Genomic DNA, 18817 nt, shown 5'->3' with positions numbered 1-18817 from the left:
GAGCCGTCAGCCGAGCCCCTCGACGCGGTCGGCGAACAAATCGATCGCACGCGACACCTGACGCCCGAAATAGCCTGGCCGTTCGCGCTCGTATGCGCGCAGCAACGTCGTGCATTCGCGCTCGGCCCAGCGCCAGACCGGGCCCTGCTTCGCGAATACGGGATGATCGTGCAACGCCGCCGGCACCGCGTGCTCGTCCTCCCAGCCCCAGAAATACGCCTGGTACGCGCGGGCGAACGGCATCCCCAGATTGTTCGCGACGGTCTCGTCGTGGCGCAGCGTGAAGTCGACGATCTCCTTGCGCACGCGGCCGCCGACATCGTCGTGGCGCGCCTCGATCCAGCAGTGATACCGCGCGAGGTGCGACAGATGCCGCGCGGTGCGGCGCCGCTCGCGCGTCGTGCACAGCGCGTACAGGTTGCCGTCGCCGAAATCCATCACTTCGCCGCCCGCGAACGGCCGGTAAGCCTTGCCGGTCAGCAGCGTCAGCACCTGCGCGCCGACGATCGCGTAGTCGGCGCACCGCATGTAGCCGCCACGCGTCGTCGCTTCCGACACGCTCCGATGGACGACCTCGTCGATCACGGCGTGCAGCCTGGCATCTACCGGCGCCGCCAGGATCGGTGGCTGGCTAGTCGTCGTCACTGGTTGCATCGGAGGCGAATACGGATTCAACGGTTCATCGGTAAAAAACGCTCCGAGGCATAATATTACGAACCATTACAAGAACCGATAGACGGATTGAGCAGATTTGTATGCTTTTGTCGTGCGGTGACGGAGCGTGCCGGACAGGTCACCGGACGCCACCGAAGCAGTACGCAGCGCAGTAGTGGGACGCGCGTCGGCGCCGCGCTCGCGGAGCGCGGGCGGTTCGATTTTGTGATGCGGTGGATGAAGGCCGGACGGCGTGTCTGCGGTGCACCGCCGTTCGTGACAACGGGCATCGTGCCCGTCCCGGCCGACTACCGTGGTGGTGTGGTCGCGGCAGGCGGCATTGCCGCCACCCATGTAATCGGGAATCCCGATGGTTTCCGTTGCGTTGCGCACCCGGCACGAACACGGCGCCGGGCTTATACCATCCGGGACGTTACAGGCACGCCGTCAGCACCACACGGCGCGCCGCATCCGCTATTGCGCGGCGATCCGCCGGCGAAAATGCTCGGTACCGGCCACGATCTTGTCGAGCACCGCATCGAGCGCCCAGAATCGTTCGCGCACGTCGTAATCGATCGCGCGGCATTTGATCGACCCGAAGGTGCCGATCCGCTGATGGTAGATCTTCGCCAGCGCCGGGTAGCCCAGCGCTTCCGACACCGCCGACACGACCAGGAACGTCGACAGTTCGTCGGCCAGCGCCGGGTTCGCGTCTCCTTGTGTGCGCAACCATCGGTAGAGATCCGGATGGAAGTTGGTGAACACGCCGTTGAAGCCCGCGGACCCCGCCTTCATCGCGTCCCACGCAATCGCGGCGTTCGCGTTCAGGATCTTCAGCGGCGATCCCGCGGCGAGCGCGACCCGCCGCTTCACCGTCTCGAGGTCGCAGCTCACGTCCTTGAGCATCACGAACCGGCCCGTGTCGATGCACGCGCGCAGTTCGTCATCCGAAAGAAGCCGCCGGTAAGGCGCCGGACACTCATACAGGCCGAGCGGCAGATCCGACGGCAGTCGCGCGAGCAGCCTGTGAAGATGGTCGAGCAGCGCGGCGCTGCCCTTGCGCTGCGGATCGAGCCGGTTGGTCACGAGCACGACGCCCTGCGCACCCGATTCGGCCGCCGCGCACAGTTCGGCGACCTGCGCGTCGAGATCGTCGCTGACGTGCCCCGATGCGACGACGGGCACGCGCCCGGCCACCCGCTCGACCACGAAGCGCGCCAGTTCCGCACGTTCGGCAAGACTCAGGAACTGCATCTCGCTCGATTGCGCGACCGCGAACAACGCATCCGCGCCGTGCGCCAGATACCATTCGATGAGCCGCTCGAGCCCCGCGTAGTCGATCGCGCCGGCATCGTCGAACGGCGTCAGCATCACCGGTACGATCCCCTCGATGGTCACGTTCGCTTGCTGCTGGTGTTGCATCTGTTTCTCCTTCCTTCAGTGAATGCGTGTACAAGCTGCGTGCTCAGGCCGGCAATGGTCCGTGCGCGGCATTCGCCGCCTGCTCGGGAATCGGCTTGCGCACCAGCAGCAGGTAAGCCATCGCACCGGCGAACGCGATCGCCGCGGCGGTCAGCAGCGCAGGCACGAACGACCACTTCTGCGCAATGATGCCCGTCAGGATCGGCGCAAGCGCGCCGCCGATGAAACCGCCGAAATTCTGGATCGCGCCGAGTGACGCGACACGGCTCGGCGGCGCGGCCGCCGTCGCGAGCGCCCACGAAGAGGCCGACGCCGCGTTGGCGAGAAAGATCACGACCGAAATGCATGCGAGCGCGACCGCGTTGCTCTGCACGAGCGCGGCCGGGATCGTGAACGCGACCATCCCGAGCATCGCGACCACCACCGCATTGCGCCGGCTCACGACCGGCGAACGGCTGCGACGCGTGACCACGTCCGACAGCCAGCCGGCGACCAGCGAGCCGACGAACCCGCACAGGAACGGCACCGACGCGGCAAACCCGGTGCGGATCAGGCTCATGTGCCGCTCCATCGTCAGGTACCCGGGCAGCCAGGTCAGGTAGACCCAGTTCAGGTACACGGAACCGAAAAAACCGATCAGCATCCCCCAGGTCGTGCCGTGCGAGAACAGGCTGCGCCATTCGCCGAAAGTCAGTTTCGGCGCCGCGACGACGCTCTGCGCATCGGCATCGAGATAGCTGCGCTCGTCCACCGTCAGTTGCGCGCGCACCGGATCGCGGTACAGCGCAAACCAGACGACGGCGACGACAAGACCCGCTGCGCCCGTCGCAATGAACGCCCAGCGCCAGTCGAACGCTGCGACGAGGATCGACAGCAGCAACGGCGCGAGCGCGGTGCCGAGCGGCGACGCGGCGTTGAAGATCCCGGTCGGCGTGCCGCGCGCACGCAGCGGAAACCAGTTGCTCACGACCCGCTCGGCCGACGGGAACTGCGGCGCCTCGCCGATGCCGAGCACGATGCGCGCGACGATGAACCAGCCGAAGGTGGACACGATGCCGCCGGCCGCCTGCGCGAACGACCAGACGATCAGCCCGATGCCGAGCAGCCGGCGCGGACCGATACGGTCGACGAGCCCGCCGACCGGAAACTGGCACAGCGCATAGCTCCACGAGAACGCCGACAGCAGCAGCCCCATCTGCGCGAGCGACAAGCCGAGATCGCCCCGGATCGCCGAGCTCGCGACAGCCAGCGTGCCGCGATCGAGATAATTGACGATCCCGCTCGCCATCAACAGCGCGAGCGCGATGCGTTGCCCGCGCCGGATACGCGGCGGCGCGTGCGGAACAGTCTGGTGTTCGCTCATTACGTTTGTCTCCATGTCTCGGGTATCGGCCGGTTCCGGCCATTCCGTCGCTTGCGGAATTCAGGTATCCATACGTGTCACTTCCTCGCGCGTCGGGATCGAGGTCTGCGCGCCGTAGCGCGTGACGCTGATCGCGGCCGCACGCTGACCGAAGCCGATCGCGTCGTCCATCGACGCGCCGCCTGCGCGGGCGGCCGCGAACCCGCCGACGAACGTGTCGCCGGCCGCGGTCGTATCGACGGCCGTCACCGACATCGCACGATGGCGGCCGTTCCCTGCGCTGCCGCGCCAGCACACGCCGCGCGCGCCGAGCGTGACCAGCACGTTGCCGACGCCCTTCGCGCACAGCGCATCGGCGGCGCGCACGGCCGACGCATCGTCGCCGACGGCGATGCCGGTCAGCGACTCGGCTTCGGTTTCGTTGACGACGAGGTAGTCGACTCGCGCCAGCAACGCGTCGAACAGCGGCTGCGCAGGCGCGGGATTGAGCAGCACCGGCGTGTGGTGCGCGCTCGCGCAGGCAATCGCGCGCGCCACGGTCGCGATCGGCACTTCGAGCTGGCATACCAGCAGCGCCGCCCCGGCGATCGTTTCGCGCGCCGCGTCGATCCGGCCGGCGCCGAGGCACGCATTCGCGCCGGGCACGACGACGATGCTGTTCGCGCCGCCGTCGTCGACCGTGATCGCGGCAACGCCGGTCGACGTGCCGCCGATGCGATGCAGGTGCGTCACGTCGATCCGTTCCGCCGCCAGCGCGCCGTGCAGGCGCGCGCCGAACGCGTCGTCGCCGACGCAGCCGATCATCGCGACCGACGCCCCCAGACGCGCGGCCGCAACCGCCTGGTTCGCCCCCTTGCCGCCGTGAACGGTCTGGAATTCAGTGCCGAGCAGCGTCTCGCCCGGCACCGGCAGGCGCGGCGCACGCGTGACGAGGTCGATGTTCACGCTGCCGACGACAGCGATATACGGTGAACGGGCGCTGTTCATTTCTCGATGTAACCGCTTACATTTGAGGTGGACAAAACGGCCGGGAAGGCCGTCGTCGATGAAAATTTCGCGATGCGGATGGAATATGTGTCTGACATAATACGGAGCACCATCAAGATAGCGCTTACATTCTCACAGGATCGAATCGGGATGCAAGCGGGACCACCATGAATCGAGGGTAAACAATGACGCTTTTGACAGCGCGCGGCGTCGGCAACACCGCCACGCAGGGAGACGGCCGATGAGCACGCCCCCGTCCCGCGGCGGCGCGTCCCGTGCGCGCCGCGGCAGCGGCCGCTCGGTGCTCGGCGATGTCGCGAAGCTGGCCGGCGTGTCGACCGCGACCGTCTCGCGCGTGTACAACGATCCCGGCAAGGTGTCGGCCGACGTGCAGCAGCGCGTGCGCGACGCGGCGCGCGCACTGAACTGGATTCCGAATGCGGCCGGCCGTGCGCTCGCGTCCACGCGCACCCACATCACCGGCGCGATCATTCCGACGCTCGACGACCAGGTGTTCGCGTCGCAGGTCGCGGGCATGCAGACGGTCATGGCCGAGCACGGCATCACGCTGTTTCTCGGCTGCTCGAACTACGATCCCGCGCAGGCGCTGGCGCAGGTGCGCGCGATGCTGTCGCGCGGCGTCGAAGCCGTATCGCTGGTCGGCGAAGCGTATCCGCCGGAATTGTTCGAACTGCTTTCGATGCACGGCGTGCCGTACGTCGTCACGTACGCCTATCGCGACGACAGCCCGCACTGCTGCATCGGCTTCGACAACCGCGCGGCGTTCGCGCGGCTCACCACGCACCTGCTCGACCTCGGGCACCGCGATTTCGCGATCATCATGCAGCCGTCGGCCGACAACGACCGTGTGCAGGCTCGCCTGGGCGGCATTCACGACACGCTTGCCGCGCACGGGCTCGCGGTGCGCCCCGTGCATCAGCACGAAGGCGCGGCCACGATCGCGTTCGGGCGGGCGAGCCTGCGCACGATCGCCGACAGCGACGCGGCGACGCGGCCGACGGCCGTGATCTGCGGCAACGACGCGCTTGCGCTCGGCGCGTTGCTCGAGGCGCAGGCGCTCGGCATCGACGTGCCCGCGCAATTGTCGATCACCGGGTTCGACGACATCGCGCTCGCGCGCGAGATCCGGCCGCCGCTGACGACGATGTGGGTCGACACCGATGCGATCGGGCGGCAGGCCGCGCATGCGTTGCTCGACGCGCTCGAGAACGGCGCAACGGGACCCGGTCGAGCCGTCATGCCGGAGTTGCGCATACGGGAATCGGCCGCGCCGCCGGCGCGGGCTCGCGCATCGCGCAAAGAATGAAGACGCGTCGAGCGGCTCCGGCCGCCCCGCGCGCTCACTGCATCACGTCGATCGGCAGCGTCCTGTCGAGATTGTCGTGCCACGCCTGGATGGTCTTCGGCACGGTTTTCTTCCACGCCTGCGCGTTCGAGTAATAACGCATCCGGACCTTGTTCTGCGCATCGAACACGAGCAGCCCGATCCACAGATCGGTACCGCGGCTCATCACGATCGCCGCGTTCGTCGTCGCGATACCGCGCACCCAATACGACTTCACGCGCGCATTCAGCCCGTCGAGATCCTTTTCGTCGGCGCTGTCATTGACCAGGTCGACGAGCGTCGGGTAGTCGGCGCCAAGCAGCTTGTGCGCGGCCGCGTTCTGCGTCGCGTCGGTCACGACCTTGAGGCTCAGCAGGTCGGCCTGCGGTTTGGCCTGGAACTGCGACGCGGTCACGTAGTCGCCCGCGTAGACGACGCCCGCGCCGGCGCCGCAATCGAAATCCCCACCCTGTTGCGTGACGCGGATGCGCCCACCCTTCCGGTCGAAATCGAGCCGGCATGTGTCCTTGCGGTAGGTGCCGCTGTCGCCGTGCAGCACGATGTCGCCGTCGAGCCCGCCGGTATTCGCGCCGTTGTTGGCGCCCAGTTCGAAATGCAGCCGAGGTGCGGTGCCGGTGAACGTCAGCACGCCACCGGACGACGGGTTGTCGCGCGTCAGGTACCACGTCTGCTGCCAGCGGTCGGCCGCAAGCGGCGTACCGTTCAGGCTCGCGAGCCGTTCGCGATAGCGGTCGCCGAGGCACGGCGCCTCGGTGCCGCACTGGTCGCGCTGCTTGAGCCACTTCAACTGCGCGGCCTTCAGCGCGGCCGTATCCCCGCCTTTCGCGAGCGCCTTCTTCCATGCCGCTGCAAGGTCGCCGTCGAGCTTCGACAGCGCGGCGTCCGCGCAGATCGTCTTCTCGGTCGGCGACGCGGCCTTCGCGCAGTCGAATCCGGCCGCATGCGCGGCGATCGGCAACAGCGTCAGCAGCGCGGCCGCCGCGATGGATCGCACGCGCATGTGCCGCGTATCACATGCGGGAATCGCGGCTTGCCTGCGCGCGTTCGATAGGTTCTGGATGGTCATCGGCTTGGCTCGTCGCTGGGTCGCGCGCCTGTAGAAGCTACCTGCACGCGACATTCAAGGTAAAACGCCCGGCCCGGCATGCGACGCATGCCGTCGCCCGCCGCAGCGTAACCCGAATGCGCGACGCCGATCAATCGACGTTCGATGTCGGCGCAACCGTTCCGGCGGCCACGCTGCATTGCACGACAGCATCGATGATCCCGATGAACCCCAACGCCATCGCGTTCGTGCGCGGGTGCGGTAGGCGGCGCCTGCGCGACATCCAACGTCGAAGCCGGTTACGGTGCGAGCAGCCGTCAGCCGTCGAACGGAACCAGCTCGTAACTCGTACTCCGCCCGCCGGACGACGAGCGAAGCAGCACACCGTGCTCGACGAGTTCCGTGATGTCGCGCAGCGCCGTGTCTTGCGAACACTTTGCGAGAGCCGCCCACTTGGTGGTCGTCAGCTTCCCTTCGAAGCCGTCGAGCAAGCGATTCATGACCTTGACCTGACGCTCGTTCATCACGAAGCCCGCACATCGCTGCCAGAAGCGCGCCTTGACCAGGACCGCGTCGAGCGTCGTGTGAGCGTGATCGACGGCCCTGCCGAGCGCATTCAAAAACCACGCGAGCCATTCGGTGACGTCGAGCGAACCGCGCTGCGTACGCTCCAGCACGTCGTAATACGCGTTACGCTCGCGCTGGATTTGCGCCGACAGGCTATAGAAGCGCTGCGGACTCCGATCGGCGCGCGCCAGGACCAGATCCCCGAGCGCTCGCGCGATACGGCCGTTGCCGTCGTCGAACGGGTGAAGCGTGACGAACCACAGATGGGCCAGGCCGGCCCGGATCAGTAAAGGCTCGACCGGCGCGGCATTGAGCCACGCGAGAAAGCGCCCGACCTCGTTCGCAAGACGCGCGGCGGGCGGTGCTTCGAAATGCACGCGCTGTCGACCGATCGGCCCGGACACGACCTGCATCGGCCCGCTCGCATCCGTACGCCATGCGCCGACCGCGATCCGCGACATCCCGGAATAGCCGGTCGGGAAAAGGGCTGCATGCCATCCGAACAGACGGCTTTCGGTGACCGGCGTCGCCGAATGGGTCGTCGCATCCAGCACCATGTCGACCACGCCCTCGACGTGGCGATCGACCGGCGCCAGTGCGCCGATATCGACCCCGAGCCGGCGTGCAATCGACGATCGGACCGATGCGACGCTCAGGTTTTCGCCCTCGATGGCGCTGGTCTTGACGACGTCCTCCGTCAGCGCGACCAGGCTGGCCTCATCGCGCAGCGCCAGGCCGATATCCGCCAGCCGCCCGGCCAGCATGCCTTGCGCACGGCTGACGTCGGCGAGTGAGGTGGCAAGTGCCGGGAGGTCGAAGCGCCACGCGGGCCAGTCGGCCGCCTCCCAGATGAAGGTGTAATCTCCGCTCATGATGCGGAGATTATCCCACCGATTCACCGCATGGCTCAATATTCTCCGCAATTTCTGCGGAGAATAACGCCGCTATTCACCGCACATCGCCCGCTACCGCCGCCTGCCCGCCCCGCCCTTCGTCGCCGGCGCAGTCTCGCCAAGCCGCTCCGCGAGAAACCCGATGAACGTGCGCAGCGTGACGAATCCTTCGCGGTGCTGCGGAAACACCGCATTGAGCGTGATCGGCGACGGCGCATACGCATCGAGCACCGGCACCAGCGCGCCGCTGTCGAGCGCCGCGCCGACGATGAAGTGCGGCAGCAGCACGATGCCGAGCCCCGCGATCGCCGCGTCGCGCACCACTTCGCCGTTGTTCGCGACGAGCGGCCCCTGCACGTCGAACGTGCGCGCCGCGCCATCGACGCGGAATTCCCAGCCGACGCGCCGCTCGCGCCCGTACAGCAGGCACGTATGGCCGGCGAGATCGGCCGGTGTTTCGGGCGTGCCCTGCCGCTTCAGATAGGCAGGGCTCGCGCACGCGATCATCCGCCACGCGCCGAGCGGGCGCGCGATCAACGTCGAATCCTCGAGCGAGCCGATCCGCAGCACGAGATCGAAGCCCTCGCCGATCAGGTCGACGCGCCGGTCGGTCAGGTCGAGATTCAGCCGCACGGCCGGGTGCGCGGACAGGAATTCGGCGATCAGCGGCGACACATGCGTGATCCCGAACGACAGCGGCGCGCTGATCTTCAGCGAACCGTGCAGCTCGGTGCTGCGCACCGACATTGCCTGCTCGGCGTCGGCGATCTCGGCAAGGATCCGCTGCGCTCGTACATAAAACTCCTGCCCCGATTCGGTCACCGCGAGATTGCGCGTGTTGCGGTGCAGAAGCCGCACGCCGAGCGACGCCTCCAGCGCCATCGTGCGCCGGCTGACGAACTGCTTGGACAGCATCAGCTGGTCGGCCGCCGCCGTGAAGCTGCCCGCGTCGACCGTCGCGACAAAGATCCGCAAGTCGTTGAGTTCCATATTGTCCACTCCATAGCGACAGTCATTATCTCTGCAGCCATTTATTTGTCAAATCGATTGACCTAAGATTCATCTCAACGAACGGCCGGACCCACTTCCGAGGCCCGGCGACTTCAAGGACAGAAATCATGATCGAAATCCGTGCAGCAAACCAACGTGGCCGTGCGGAGCATGGCTGGCTCAGCTCCCGTCATACGTTTTCGTTCGCGAATTACTACGATCCGAAGCAAGTCGGCTTCTCCGACCTGCTCGTGATCAACGACGACCGCGTCGCACCGGGCCGCGGCTTCGGCACGCACCCGCACCGCGACATGGAGATCCTGTCGTACGTGCTCGACGGCGCGCTGGAACACAAGGACTCGATGGGCACCGGGTCGGTGATCGTGCCGGGCGACGTGCAACTGATGAGCGCGGGCACGGGCGTGCGCCACAGCGAGTTCAACCACTCGCCGGAAACGCCAGTCCACTTCCTGCAGATCTGGGTCGGACCGGCCGAAAAGGGTGCCGAGCCGCGTTATCAGCAGACGAACGTCGCGGCCGACGACAAGCGCGGCAAGCTCACGCTGGTCGTGTCGCCGAACGGCGACGCCGGTTCGCTGAAGATCCGGCAGGACACGCGGATCTACGCGGGCCTGTTCGACGGCGATGAGCGCGCGACGCTGGAACTGGCACCGGACCGCTTCGCTTACGTGCACGTTGCACGCGGCAGCGTGACGGTCAACGGCATGACGCTCGGCGAAGGCGACGGCGCGCGCATCCGCGGCGAACAGGCGCTGACGCTCGCCGACGGCAACGATGCCGAAGTGCTGGTGTTCGACCTGCGCCCGGTCGAAGTGACGGCCGAGTGGGCATAACGCCCGCTCGGGAAACCAGGCCCCGCCGGACGCGGGGCCTTTTTAATCGGAGATTCGCATCATGGCCAAGGTACTCGTTCTTTACTACTCGTCCTACGGGCACGTCGAAACGATGGCGAAACACGTCGCGGAAGGCGCGAAATCGGTGCCCGGCGTCGAAGTCGCGCTCAAGCGCGTGCCGGAAACGATCCCCGTCGATCAAGCCAGGGCGATCGGCGTGAAGGTCGACCAGGCCGCACCGGTCGCCACGGTGGACGAACTCCCCGATTACGACGCGATCATCTTCGGCACGCCGACCCGCTTCGGCAACATGGCCGGCCAGATGCGCACGTTCCTCGACCAGACCGGCGGCCTGTGGATGAAGGGCGCACTCGTCGGCAAGATCGGCAGCGTGTTCGCGTCGACCGGCACGCAGCACGGCGGCCAGGAAACGACGATCACGTCGTTCCACACCACGCTGCTGCACCAGGGGATGGTGATCGTGGGCGTGCCGTATGCGTGCAGCGGGCTCGTCAACATGAACGAAATCACCGGCGGCACGCCGTACGGCGCGACGACGCTCGCAGGCGCGGACGGCAGCCGCCAGCCGAGCGCGAACGAACTCGAAATCGCGCGCTACCAGGGCAAGCACGTCGCGGAACTCGCGAGCAAGCTCGCGTCGTAACGCGCCGCGCCATCCGGGAATCCGCCGGCCGCACACGGTCCGGCATTCCCGGAAAACCGCACACGAACGGACGGCGCCGGGGCAACCCGGCGCCGTCCGTTCATGCGTGTTTGCCGGCCATTACTGCCCCGAAGCCGGCGCGGCGGGCGCCGCCTTCGTCGCGGGCGCCTTCTGCACGGCGTTCTGCGGATAATTGCTCTGGTCGTTGGTCAGCCGGTAACCGCTGCCGGTGCCGATCGCCTTCAGGTCCGACGCGTGGCGTGCCCGTGCCGCCTTGCGCGCCGCCTTCTTCTGCGCCTTGTCGAGCTGCTTCTGCGTCGGCGCGGACGCCGGATCCTGCGCGTATGCCGCCGGCGCGGCGGTCAACAGCAGACCGAACGACGCCGTTACTGCTACTGCCACCGAAACCACGCGAGACTTCTTCATGGCCGGATCTCCTTGTCGATCATTGGTTGTGGGTCGAATATCAGCGCGCACGCGACGGCTTGCGACAACGGCGCCGATGCAACGTTAGCCGATCGCTGTGCAAATGTCCGTGTGCGTTCCTGAATTTTCCTGATAACGACAGCGATACATGCGCACCGGGCACGCCGTCGTGTCGCCATGCCGTCCGCGCCCATCAGGGAAACCGATAACCCGGGGCACCCTGCGCTCAGACCCAGCGCGACAGCACCGGCAGCAGGATCGGCACGACGAACGCCGTCAGCACGCCGTTCAGCCCCATTCCGAGCCCGGCGAACGCGCCGGCCTCCTCGCTGACCTGGAACGCGCGCGCGGTGCCGATCCCGTGCGACGCGACGCCGAGCGCGAAGCCGCGCACGGCCGGCTCGTCGATCCGCAGCGCGTTGAGGATCCCGCGTGCGCACACGGCGCCGAAGATCCCGGTCGAGATCACGAGCACGGCGGTCAGCGACGGAATGCCGCCGATCTCCGCGGCGACGGCCATCGCGATCGGCGTCGTCGCCGATTTCGGCGCGAGCGACGCGATCGTCTGGTGCGATGCGCCGAACAGCGCGGCGATGCCGACCGCCGACACGATCGCGGTCAGCGAGCCCGCGAGCAGGCCGACGAGCAGCGGCAGCGCGCTGCGCCGCAGCTTCGACCACTGCCGGTACAGCGGCAGCGCGAGCGCGACGGTCGCGGGGCCGAGCAGGAAATGGACGAACTGCGCGCCTTCGAAATAGGTCGGATACGGCGTATGCGTGATCGTCAGCAGCACGACGATCAGCGCGACCGCGATCAGCACGGGGTTCGCGAGCGGGTTGAAGCGCGCCCGTGCATAAACGGCCTGCGCGAACAGATATGCGATCAACGTGATGGTCAGGCCCAGCAGCGGGGTCGCCGCGAGATAGACCCAGATCGCGCCGAGTTTCGGGAAGGCCGTCATTGCGTGCGCTCCGCGGTGCCGTCCGCGCGGCGCTGGCGCCGCAGCAGCGCACGCGTGACGAGCGCCGTCACGGCGATCGCGAGCGTGGTGCTCACCGCCAGCGCGACGACGACCGCCACCGCATCGCCGCGCACGCGGTCGGCCGACACCATGATGCCGACGCCGGCCGGCACGAACAGCAGCGACAGGTGGCGCAGCAGCTCGAGCGCGGTCGGCTCGATCGCGTCGGCCACCTGCGGACGCAGCATCACGAAGCCGAACAGCAGCAGCATGCCGATCACCGGGCCCGGCACCGGCAGGGCGAACAGATGGGACACGCCTTCCCCTAGACACTGGAAGACCAGCAAGACCGCGAACGCCTGCAGCATGAACCGCTTCTCCAGAAGGTGGCCGCGAGTCCGCGCGGCCGCCGGGCCGGCGGCTTGCGGCGCCGGCGTGAACGATATGCGCGATCGTACCAACAATGCCTGCGAGCGGTCGCGACGGCGCAATCGCACGATCGCGCGATCCCGGTTCGGCCGTTTCAATCCGGTCGGATCAGCCAAGAGAGCGGGCGGAACCGGGCGAGACGAAGGAGCGATCGCGCGACGGTCCGGACGCGAGTGGCGTCGTCTTTCACCGCACCTGTCGTCCGTATGCAAAAACGGCGGGCATGAGCCCGCCGCTTCGTGTTTCGCATTCGAATGCATTCTTTCGAATTCGAATGCCACCCGCCACGTTACTTCAGCCGAGTCGCGATTTCATTCGCCAGCGCCTTCGTCGCGGCCTTCGTCGGCGCATCCGCCGCCAGCGCGTTCAGCAGACCGAAATCATGAATCGTGCCGTCGTAGCGCGTGGTCGTCGCGTCGACACCGGCCGCGTCGAGCTTGCGGCCGTATGCTTCGCCTTCGTCGCGCAGCACGTCGAACTGCGCGACCTGGATCAGCGCGGGCGGCAGGCCCTTCAACTGCGCGGTGCTCGCACGCAGCGGCGACGCGTAGATGTCGTTGCGTTGCGCTTCGTTCTTCGTGTAGGCGTCCCAGAACCACTTCATCATCGGCCGCGTCAGGAAGTGGCCCTGCTGATACGCGTTGTACGAGCCCGTATTGAAGTCGTGGTCCGTGACAGGCCACATCAGGCCCTGGAAGCGGATCGCGGGGCCGCCCTTGTCCTTCGCCATCAGCGACACCACGGCCGCCATGTTCCCGCCGACGCTGTTGCCGACCACCGCGAGGCGGCCGCCGTCGACGCCGATCTCCGCGCCGTGCGCGGCCACCCACTTCGTCGCCGCATACGCCTGGTTGATCGCGACCGGGTAATGCGCTTCCGGCGACGGCGTGTAATTCACGAACACCGCGACGGCGCCCGACTGCACGACGAGATCGCGCACGAGGCGTTCATGCGTCGGGAAGTCGCCGAGAATCCAGCCGCCGCCGTGGAAGAACATGAACACCGGCAGCGTGCCCGTCGCGCCTTGCGGGCGAACGATCGTGATCGGCACCGCCAAGCCGTCCTGCTCGATCGTGCGGTTCGACACGTCGATGCCCGACAGGTCGACCTTCGGGCCGTTCTGCGCGTCGACCAGCACCTGGCGTGCCTTCGCGGGGCTCAACGTTTCGAGGCCGGGGCCCTTCTGGCCGTTCAGCGCGGCGAGGAACCCGCTCGTCGCCGCATCGGGCCGGACGGCTTCGGCGCCGGCGGCGAATGCGGCGGACGCGGTGGACAACGCGGCCGCGACGGCGGCGGCGATCAGCAGCGGCTTGACGATCTTCATGATGAAACTCCTTGGCTTAACCGGTGAATGGCGATCAATGGTTCGTAGTACGTGCGATCAGACGAGCGTGAGCGTGACGTCGATGTTGCCGCGCGTCGCGTTCGAGTACGGGCAGACGACGTGTGCACGGTCGATCAACGTCTGCGCGGTGTCGCGATCGAGGCCCGGCAGCGAAATCTTCAGTTCGACTTCGATGCCGAAGCCGTTCGGGATCGCGCCGATGCCGACGCTGCCTTCGATGGCGGCATCCGCGGGGATCGCGATCTTGTCGCGGGCCGCGACGAACTTCATCGCGCCGATGAAGCACGCGCTATAGCCGGCCGCGAACAGTTGCTCGGGATTCGCGCCTGCGCCGCCCGCGCCGCCGAGTTCGCGCGGCGTGGTCAGCTTCAGGTCCAGGCCGCTTTCGGGCACCGTGGCACGGCCGTCGCGGCCGCCGGTGGCTTTTGCATGGGCGCGGTACAGCACTTTTTCGATCGACATGACAGACTCCTTTTCAATCAGTGAGTGAAACAGCCTTCCAACCCGGGACCGGGCGCCGAAGGCCTTGCCGCCGGCGTCACGCTTGTTTATCTACTCATAGATAGATAAACGCCCCAAAAAATGCAGATGGTCACTCCATCTGCTCCAAAAAATCTATCTACTAAAAGATAGATAACCAAACCCGACAAAAGGCGGCGAACCGCCTGACTGCTTGCCCCGTCCGTCAGGGCCGGGTCTTCCAGACGGCCTCGACATCCTCGAGACGCGCCCGTGTGTGAAACAGCCGGCTGGCCAGCACGCTGCCCTGGAACGCCGCGTACAACGCGCGCGCCGCCGTTTCGGGCTTGCCGCTGAACTGCAACGTGCCTTCCTTCGCGCCCTGCGCCAGCAATTCCGCAAGCCAGTTCTCGTTGGCCTTGAAAAATGCCTGCACGGCCTGCCGCACGTTCTCCGGCAACGATTCGATGTCGGCCGCGAGCATCCCGCACAGGCAGATCTGGTTGCCGTCGCCGAGCGTCCGGCCGAACAGCTTCGTGTACAGGCTCAGCTTCACGTCGGCCGGCAACGCCGGATCGATCGCCCGCATGGCCGCGAGGACTTCGTCGCTGTAGGCCGCTACCGCTTCCAGCACGAGATCGTCCTTCGACGGGAAGTAATAGTGGATGCTCGACGTCTTCACGCCCACCAGGTCGGACAGGTCTCGATAGCTGAAGCCGTTGTAACCGCGCAGCATCATCAGCGTGATCGCGTGGTCGAGAATCTGTTCGCGGACGGTCGGTTTCGTTTCCATGGATCGAACTTTATCTACTCATAGATAGACAGTCAAGGACTTTTTTTGGGGCGGGATGAAAAGTCCCGAAAGCCCTGCGGTACAGGCGCGCGCCGCCCCGCACGGCCGCTGCTGCTTACAACCGGCCTGCAGCCCGATCGAATCGATGCGACACTCGCAGCCGGGCGACGCGACCACGACGCAATCGTCGGTCGGATGTGCGCGCCAGCACCCCGACATCGCGTCGCGCCCGGCACCTGCATCACCGGCCCGCCCGCTGCGTCGGACCGAATAAGGAGAACAGTCGATGTACTCGTGGTTTGAACGGCGCCTGCCGACTTTCCCGCTCGAAGATCCCGTCACGCCGCCGAAGGGATTCTTTTCGTTCGTCTGGGCGTGCACGAAAGGCGCACGCGGCTGGATTCTGCTGATCGCGCTGACGTCGGCCGCGCTGGCCGCGTACGAAGCCGCACTGTTCGCGATGATGGGGCGCGTGGTCGACTGGCTGTCGTCGGCGGCGACGCCGGGGGAGTTCGGCGGCCGCCACTTCGGCACGCTCGCCGGCTTCGCGGCGATCCTCGTCGGCAGCGCGCTGCTGATCGCGCTGCATACGATGGTCAAGCACCAGGTGCTTGCGATCAACTTCCCGATGCGGCTGCGCTGGCTGTTTCACCGGCTGATGCTCGACCAGAGCCTGTCGTTCTATGCGAACGAATTCGCCGGCCGCGTGACGACCAAGATCATGCAGACCGCGCTCGCCGTGCGCGATGCGCTGTTCATGTCGGTCGACGTCGTGATCGGCGTCGCTGCTTACCTGATCGGCATCCTCGCGCTTGCAGCGAGCTTCGACTGGCGGCTGATGATTCCGCTCGCGCTGTGGGCGCTCGGCTATGGCGCGGCATGCGCGTTTTTTGTGCCGCGACTCGGCGCCGTCGGCAGCCGGCAGGCCGACGCGCGCGCGCTGATGACGGGCCGCATCACCGACGCATATTCGAACATCACGACCGTGAAGCTGTTCTCGCATACGCGGCGCGAAGCCGACCACGCACGCCGTGCGATGGAAGCGTTCAAGGCGACCGGCGACGCGCAGATGCGGCTCGTCAGCGCGTTCGAGATCGTCAACCACCTGCTGTCGACGCTGCTGCTGGTCGGCTCGACCGGCCTCGCGCTGTATCTGTGGATGCATGGCGAAGCGAGCGCGGGCGTCGTCGCGGCCGTGATCGCGATGGCGCTGCGCCTGTCGAGCTATTCGCACTGGATCATGTGGGAGATGACCGAGCTGTTCGAGAACGTCGGCACGATCCAGGACGGCATCAACACGCTGACGAAGGTGCGCAGCGTGGTCGACGCGCCCGATGCGAAGCCGCTCGCGGTGCAGCGCGGCGGGATCGTGTTCGACAACGTGCAGTTCGCGCACGAGGACAACGACCGCGCGGTGTTCGACGGGCTGAACCTGACGATCCGGCCGGGCGAGCGGATCGGCCTGATCGGTCGCTCGGGCGCCGGCAAGTCGACGCTCGTGAACCTGCTGCTGCGCTTCTACGACGTGGGCGGCGGCACGATCCGGATCGACGGGCAGGACATCGCGCACGTCACGCAGGACAGCCTGCGCAGCGCGATCGGGATGGTCACGCAGGATACGTCGCTGCTGCACCGGACGATGCGCGAGAACCTGCTGTACGGTCGACCCGATGCAACCGAGCGCGAAATGCAGGACGCGGCCGCGCGCGCGGAGGCGTCCGAGTTCATCGACCGGCTGCGCGATCGCCACGGGCGCAGCGGCTACGACGTCGAGGTCGGCGAGCGCGGCGTGAAGCTGTCGGGCGGCCAGCGGCAGCGTGTCGCGATCGCGCGCGTGATGCTCAAGGACGCGCCGATCCTCGTGCTCGACGAAGCGACCAGCGCGCTCGATTCCGAGGTCGAAGTCGCGATCCAGCGCAGCCTCGACACGCTGATGAGCGGCAAGACGGTGATCGCGATCGCGCACCGGCTGTCGACGATCGCGGCGATGGACCGGCTGATCGTGCTCGACGAAGGACGCATCGTCGAGGAAGGCACGCACCAGCAACTGCTGCAGGCGGGCGGCATCTATGCGGCGCTGTGGGCGCACCAGAGCGGCGGGTTCCTCGGCGAAACGGCGGAAGCGGAGGGGGCGGAGCAGTAGGCGCCGTGTCGAAACGCCAGGCGTCGTGCCCAATAGCGCAGACGCCTGAAACGGCGTGCCCCTGCCGCATCGGTTGCCAGCACAACCATACGGCGGCAACCGGAGCGTCGCGCCGCCTCATAACGATTCGACAATTTGTTGGTTCCCTCGACGATGCGCTGTCCGTATCGTTCATCGACTCGTCAGACACATCGACCAACGGGGGAATCCGACCATGAAACGAATCCGCTCATTCGCACTGCTCGCGCTGCCGGCCGCGCTCTGCGCCGCCGGCGCGCATGCGCAAAGCAGCGTCACGCTGTACGGCATCGCCGACGCGGGCATCGCATACGTGCACAACGCGCAGAACGCGAGCGGCGGCAACGCGTCGAGCCTCGTCAAGTTCAGCAGCGGCAACCTGTCGGGCAGCCGCTGGGGGCTGCGCGGCATCGAGGATCTCGGCAGCGGGCTGTCCGCGCTGTTCCAGCTCGAGAACGGCTTCAACATCGGCACCGGCGCGCTCGGCCAGGGCCAGCGCGAATTCGGCCGCAAGGCCGTCGTCGGGCTCGCGAGCAGCACGTACGGCACCGTGACGCTCGGCCGCCAGTACGATCCGGTCGTCGATCTCGTGCAGGGCCTCACGCAGGACAACTACTTCGGCGGCGTATTCGCGACGCCGGGCGATCTCGACAACTACGACAACAGCCTGCGCGTCAGCAACTCGGTGAAATACACGAGCCCGCTGATCTCGGGCTTCCAGTTCGCGGCGCTGTACGGCTTCGGCGGCGTCGCGGGCGCCACCGGCAACGGCCGCACGTACAGCTTCGGCGCGAGCTACGCGAACGGCCCGCTGTCGCTCGGCGCCGGCTTCTTCTACGCGAACGGCGGCTCGACGGTCGCCAACGGCGTGCGCACGTGGTCGAGCAGCTCGGACACGCTGTTCAATACCGTGATCAACCAGGGCTTTTCGAGCGCGAAGTCGATCCGGATCGTGCGCGTGGCCGGCCAGTACGTGGCCGGGCCGGCGACCTTCGGCCTCGCGTATTCGAACACGCAGTACGGCGCGGACACGCTGTCGGCGTTCAGCCAGAACGCGAAGTTCAACAACGGCTCGGCGTTCTTCAACTGGCAGTTCTCGCCGGCGCTGCGCGCGGGCGTCGGCTACAACTACACGTCGCTGACGGGCCCGGCTTCCGCGCACTACAACCAGGTCAACCTCGGCGCGGACTACGCGCTGTCGAAGCGCACCGACCTGTACGCGCTGTTCGGCTATCAGAAGGCGAGCGGCAACACGCTCAACGCGAGCGGCGCGACCGTGAAGGCCGCCGCGTCGGTCGGCTCGTACGGCGTGAACTCCGGCACCGATACGCAGGAACTCGCGATCGTCGGGATTCGCCACAAGTTCTGATCGCGACAGCCAGACAGGCGCGCACCATGGTGCGCGCCTGCGCCGTTTACTCTGTTCGCGCTTCCGTGC

General features: G+C 67.1%; 18 protein-coding genes. 5 read left to right on the top strand and 13 right to left on the bottom strand.

All coding sequences use genetic code 11. From position 1 onward, the window contains the following. Nucleotides 1–6 precede the first annotated feature (6 nt). The 4 genes from ACPUER_RS06255 to rbsK all read right to left on the bottom strand — a co-directional run bounded on the left by ACPUER_RS06255 (nucleotide 7) and on the right by rbsK (nucleotide 4426). Nucleotides 7–654: a hypothetical protein gene (locus tag ACPUER_RS06255; protein WP_175963917.1), complete on the bottom strand. Its 648-nt coding sequence runs from the start codon at nucleotides 652–654 to the stop codon at nucleotides 7–9. Between the two features lie 474 nt (nucleotides 655–1128). Beyond that, nucleotides 1129–2076, bottom strand: coding sequence for a dihydrodipicolinate synthase family protein (locus ACPUER_RS06250; RefSeq protein ID WP_204420979.1), 948 nt, complete (start codon nucleotides 2074–2076; stop codon nucleotides 1129–1131). A gap of 43 nt (nucleotides 2077–2119) precedes the next feature. Continuing rightward, on the bottom strand, nucleotides 2120–3439 hold the full coding sequence (locus ACPUER_RS06245; RefSeq protein WP_425130633.1) for an MFS transporter: 1320 nt from the start codon (nucleotides 3437–3439) through the stop codon (nucleotides 2120–2122). A gap of 60 nt (nucleotides 3440–3499) precedes the next feature. Then, on the bottom strand, nucleotides 3500–4426 hold the full coding sequence (rbsK, locus tag ACPUER_RS06240; RefSeq protein WP_425130632.1) for a ribokinase: 927 nt from the start codon (nucleotides 4424–4426) through the stop codon (nucleotides 3500–3502). Between the two features lie 241 nt (nucleotides 4427–4667). Here rbsK and ACPUER_RS06235 point away from each other — a divergent pair, with 241 nt between their 5' ends. Then, on the top strand, nucleotides 4668–5753 hold the full coding sequence (locus tag ACPUER_RS06235) for a LacI family DNA-binding transcriptional regulator (protein ID WP_425130631.1): 1086 nt from the start codon (nucleotides 4668–4670) through the stop codon (nucleotides 5751–5753). 34 nt (nucleotides 5754–5787) lie between these two features. Here ACPUER_RS06235 and ACPUER_RS06230 read toward each other — a convergent pair whose 3' ends face one another. From ACPUER_RS06230 to ACPUER_RS06220, 3 genes are all read right to left on the bottom strand, one after another. After that, nucleotides 5788–6858: a lysozyme inhibitor LprI family protein gene (locus tag ACPUER_RS06230; protein WP_425130630.1), complete on the bottom strand. Its 1071-nt coding sequence runs from the start codon at nucleotides 6856–6858 to the stop codon at nucleotides 5788–5790. Between the two features lie 296 nt (nucleotides 6859–7154). Beyond that, nucleotides 7155–8276 (bottom strand): Fic family protein, encoded by a 1122-nt coding sequence (locus ACPUER_RS06225; protein WP_425130674.1) that lies wholly within the window; start codon nucleotides 8274–8276, stop codon nucleotides 7155–7157. Nucleotides 8277–8369: 93 nt separating this feature from the next. Further along, nucleotides 8370–9287, bottom strand: a complete 918-nt coding sequence (locus tag ACPUER_RS06220) for a LysR substrate-binding domain-containing protein (protein ID WP_425130629.1) — start codon at nucleotides 9285–9287, stop codon at nucleotides 8370–8372. 128 nt (nucleotides 9288–9415) lie between these two features. On the opposite strand from ACPUER_RS06220, the gene ACPUER_RS06215 reads away from it, so the two are divergent. Together ACPUER_RS06215 and wrbA are read left to right on the top strand one after the other, a co-directional pair. Then, nucleotides 9416–10141, top strand: coding sequence for a pirin family protein (locus tag ACPUER_RS06215; RefSeq protein ID WP_175963925.1), 726 nt, complete (start codon nucleotides 9416–9418; stop codon nucleotides 10139–10141). A 61-nt stretch (nucleotides 10142–10202) separates the two neighbouring features. Further along, complete coding sequence (gene wrbA, locus ACPUER_RS06210; protein WP_425130628.1) at nucleotides 10203–10805, top strand: NAD(P)H:quinone oxidoreductase; 603 nt, start codon at nucleotides 10203–10205, stop codon at nucleotides 10803–10805. 120 nt (nucleotides 10806–10925) lie between these two features. Here wrbA and ACPUER_RS06205 read toward each other — a convergent pair whose 3' ends face one another. From ACPUER_RS06205 to ACPUER_RS06180, 6 genes are all read right to left on the bottom strand, one after another. Next, a complete protein-coding gene (locus ACPUER_RS06205; protein ID WP_310136019.1) occupies nucleotides 10926–11231 on the bottom strand; it encodes a hypothetical protein in 306 nt (101 codons plus the stop codon). 226 nt (nucleotides 11232–11457) lie between these two features. After that, nucleotides 11458–12192 carry an LrgB family protein gene (locus tag ACPUER_RS06200; RefSeq protein ID WP_034182521.1) on the bottom strand — a complete coding sequence of 245 codons (735 nt, stop codon included), beginning with the start codon at nucleotides 12190–12192 and terminating at the stop codon, nucleotides 11458–11460. Beyond that, nucleotides 12189–12560: a CidA/LrgA family protein gene (locus ACPUER_RS06195; RefSeq protein WP_425130627.1), complete on the bottom strand. Its 372-nt coding sequence runs from the start codon at nucleotides 12558–12560 to the stop codon at nucleotides 12189–12191. Before ACPUER_RS06195 ends, ACPUER_RS06200 begins: the two co-directional genes overlap by 4 nt. A gap of 350 nt (nucleotides 12561–12910) precedes the next feature. Beyond that, complete coding sequence (locus tag ACPUER_RS06190) at nucleotides 12911–13945, bottom strand: alpha/beta hydrolase (protein WP_425130626.1); 1035 nt, start codon at nucleotides 13943–13945, stop codon at nucleotides 12911–12913. 57 nt (nucleotides 13946–14002) lie between these two features. Next, nucleotides 14003–14428 (bottom strand): organic hydroperoxide resistance protein, encoded by a 426-nt coding sequence (locus ACPUER_RS06185; protein WP_034182523.1) that lies wholly within the window; start codon nucleotides 14426–14428, stop codon nucleotides 14003–14005. Nucleotides 14429–14651: 223 nt separating this feature from the next. Continuing rightward, on the bottom strand, nucleotides 14652–15218 hold the full coding sequence (locus ACPUER_RS06180; protein WP_425130625.1) for a TetR/AcrR family transcriptional regulator: 567 nt from the start codon (nucleotides 15216–15218) through the stop codon (nucleotides 14652–14654). A 286-nt stretch (nucleotides 15219–15504) separates the two neighbouring features. On the opposite strand from ACPUER_RS06180, the gene ACPUER_RS06175 reads away from it, so the two are divergent. Both ACPUER_RS06175 and ACPUER_RS06170 read left to right on the top strand, forming a co-directional pair. Further along, entirely contained in the window at nucleotides 15505–17361 is a 1857-nt protein-coding gene (locus ACPUER_RS06175) for an ABC transporter ATP-binding protein (RefSeq protein ID WP_425130624.1), read from the top strand. 214 nt (nucleotides 17362–17575) lie between these two features. Continuing rightward, complete coding sequence (locus ACPUER_RS06170) at nucleotides 17576–18748, top strand: porin (protein ID WP_425130623.1); 1173 nt, start codon at nucleotides 17576–17578, stop codon at nucleotides 18746–18748. Nucleotides 18749–18817 lie beyond the last annotated feature (69 nt).

The sequence above is a fragment of the Burkholderia sp. DN3021 genome (assembly GCF_049805555.1).
Classification (GTDB): Bacteria; Pseudomonadota; Gammaproteobacteria; order Burkholderiales; family Burkholderiaceae; genus Burkholderia; species Burkholderia pyrrocinia_C.
The sequence above is the reverse complement of the archived record's forward strand: the minus strand, read 5'-3'. Positions and strand labels throughout refer to the sequence as shown.

What these genes read in the sequence shown, in the direction of transcription:
- ACPUER_RS06255 (WP_175963917.1), bottom strand. Translation starts at nt 654, where the DNA reads ATGCAACCAGTGACGACGACTAGCCAGCCACCGATCCTGGCGGCGCCG.
- ACPUER_RS06250 (WP_204420979.1), bottom strand. Translation starts at nt 2,076, where the DNA reads ATGCAACACCAGCAGCAAGCGAACGTGACCATCGAGGGGATCGTACCG.
- ACPUER_RS06245 (WP_425130633.1), bottom strand. Translation starts at nt 3,439, where the DNA reads ATGAGCGAACACCAGACTGTTCCGCACGCGCCGCCGCGTATCCGGCGC.
- rbsK (WP_425130632.1), bottom strand. Translation starts at nt 4,426, where the DNA reads ATGAACAGCGCCCGTTCACCGTATATCGCTGTCGTCGGCAGCGTGAAC.
- ACPUER_RS06235 (WP_425130631.1), top strand. Translation starts at nt 4,668, where the DNA reads ATGAGCACGCCCCCGTCCCGCGGCGGCGCGTCCCGTGCGCGCCGCGGC.
- ACPUER_RS06230 (WP_425130630.1), bottom strand. Translation starts at nt 6,858, where the DNA reads ATGACCATCCAGAACCTATCGAACGCGCGCAGGCAAGCCGCGATTCCC.
- ACPUER_RS06225 (WP_425130674.1), bottom strand. Translation starts at nt 8,276, where the DNA reads ATGAGCGGAGATTACACCTTCATCTGGGAGGCGGCCGACTGGCCCGCG.
- ACPUER_RS06220 (WP_425130629.1), bottom strand. Translation starts at nt 9,287, where the DNA reads ATGGAACTCAACGACTTGCGGATCTTTGTCGCGACGGTCGACGCGGGC.
- ACPUER_RS06215 (WP_175963925.1), top strand. Translation starts at nt 9,416, where the DNA reads ATGATCGAAATCCGTGCAGCAAACCAACGTGGCCGTGCGGAGCATGGC.
- wrbA (WP_425130628.1), top strand. Translation starts at nt 10,203, where the DNA reads ATGGCCAAGGTACTCGTTCTTTACTACTCGTCCTACGGGCACGTCGAA.
- ACPUER_RS06205 (WP_310136019.1), bottom strand. Translation starts at nt 11,231, where the DNA reads ATGAAGAAGTCTCGCGTGGTTTCGGTGGCAGTAGCAGTAACGGCGTCG.
- ACPUER_RS06200 (WP_034182521.1), bottom strand. Translation starts at nt 12,192, where the DNA reads ATGACGGCCTTCCCGAAACTCGGCGCGATCTGGGTCTATCTCGCGGCG.
- ACPUER_RS06195 (WP_425130627.1), bottom strand. Translation starts at nt 12,560, where the DNA reads ATGCTGCAGGCGTTCGCGGTCTTGCTGGTCTTCCAGTGTCTAGGGGAA.
- ACPUER_RS06190 (WP_425130626.1), bottom strand. Translation starts at nt 13,945, where the DNA reads ATGAAGATCGTCAAGCCGCTGCTGATCGCCGCCGCCGTCGCGGCCGCG.
- ACPUER_RS06185 (WP_034182523.1), bottom strand. Translation starts at nt 14,428, where the DNA reads ATGTCGATCGAAAAAGTGCTGTACCGCGCCCATGCAAAAGCCACCGGC.
- ACPUER_RS06180 (WP_425130625.1), bottom strand. Translation starts at nt 15,218, where the DNA reads ATGGAAACGAAACCGACCGTCCGCGAACAGATTCTCGACCACGCGATC.
- ACPUER_RS06175 (WP_425130624.1), top strand. Translation starts at nt 15,505, where the DNA reads ATGTACTCGTGGTTTGAACGGCGCCTGCCGACTTTCCCGCTCGAAGAT.
- ACPUER_RS06170 (WP_425130623.1), top strand. Translation starts at nt 17,576, where the DNA reads ATGAAACGAATCCGCTCATTCGCACTGCTCGCGCTGCCGGCCGCGCTC.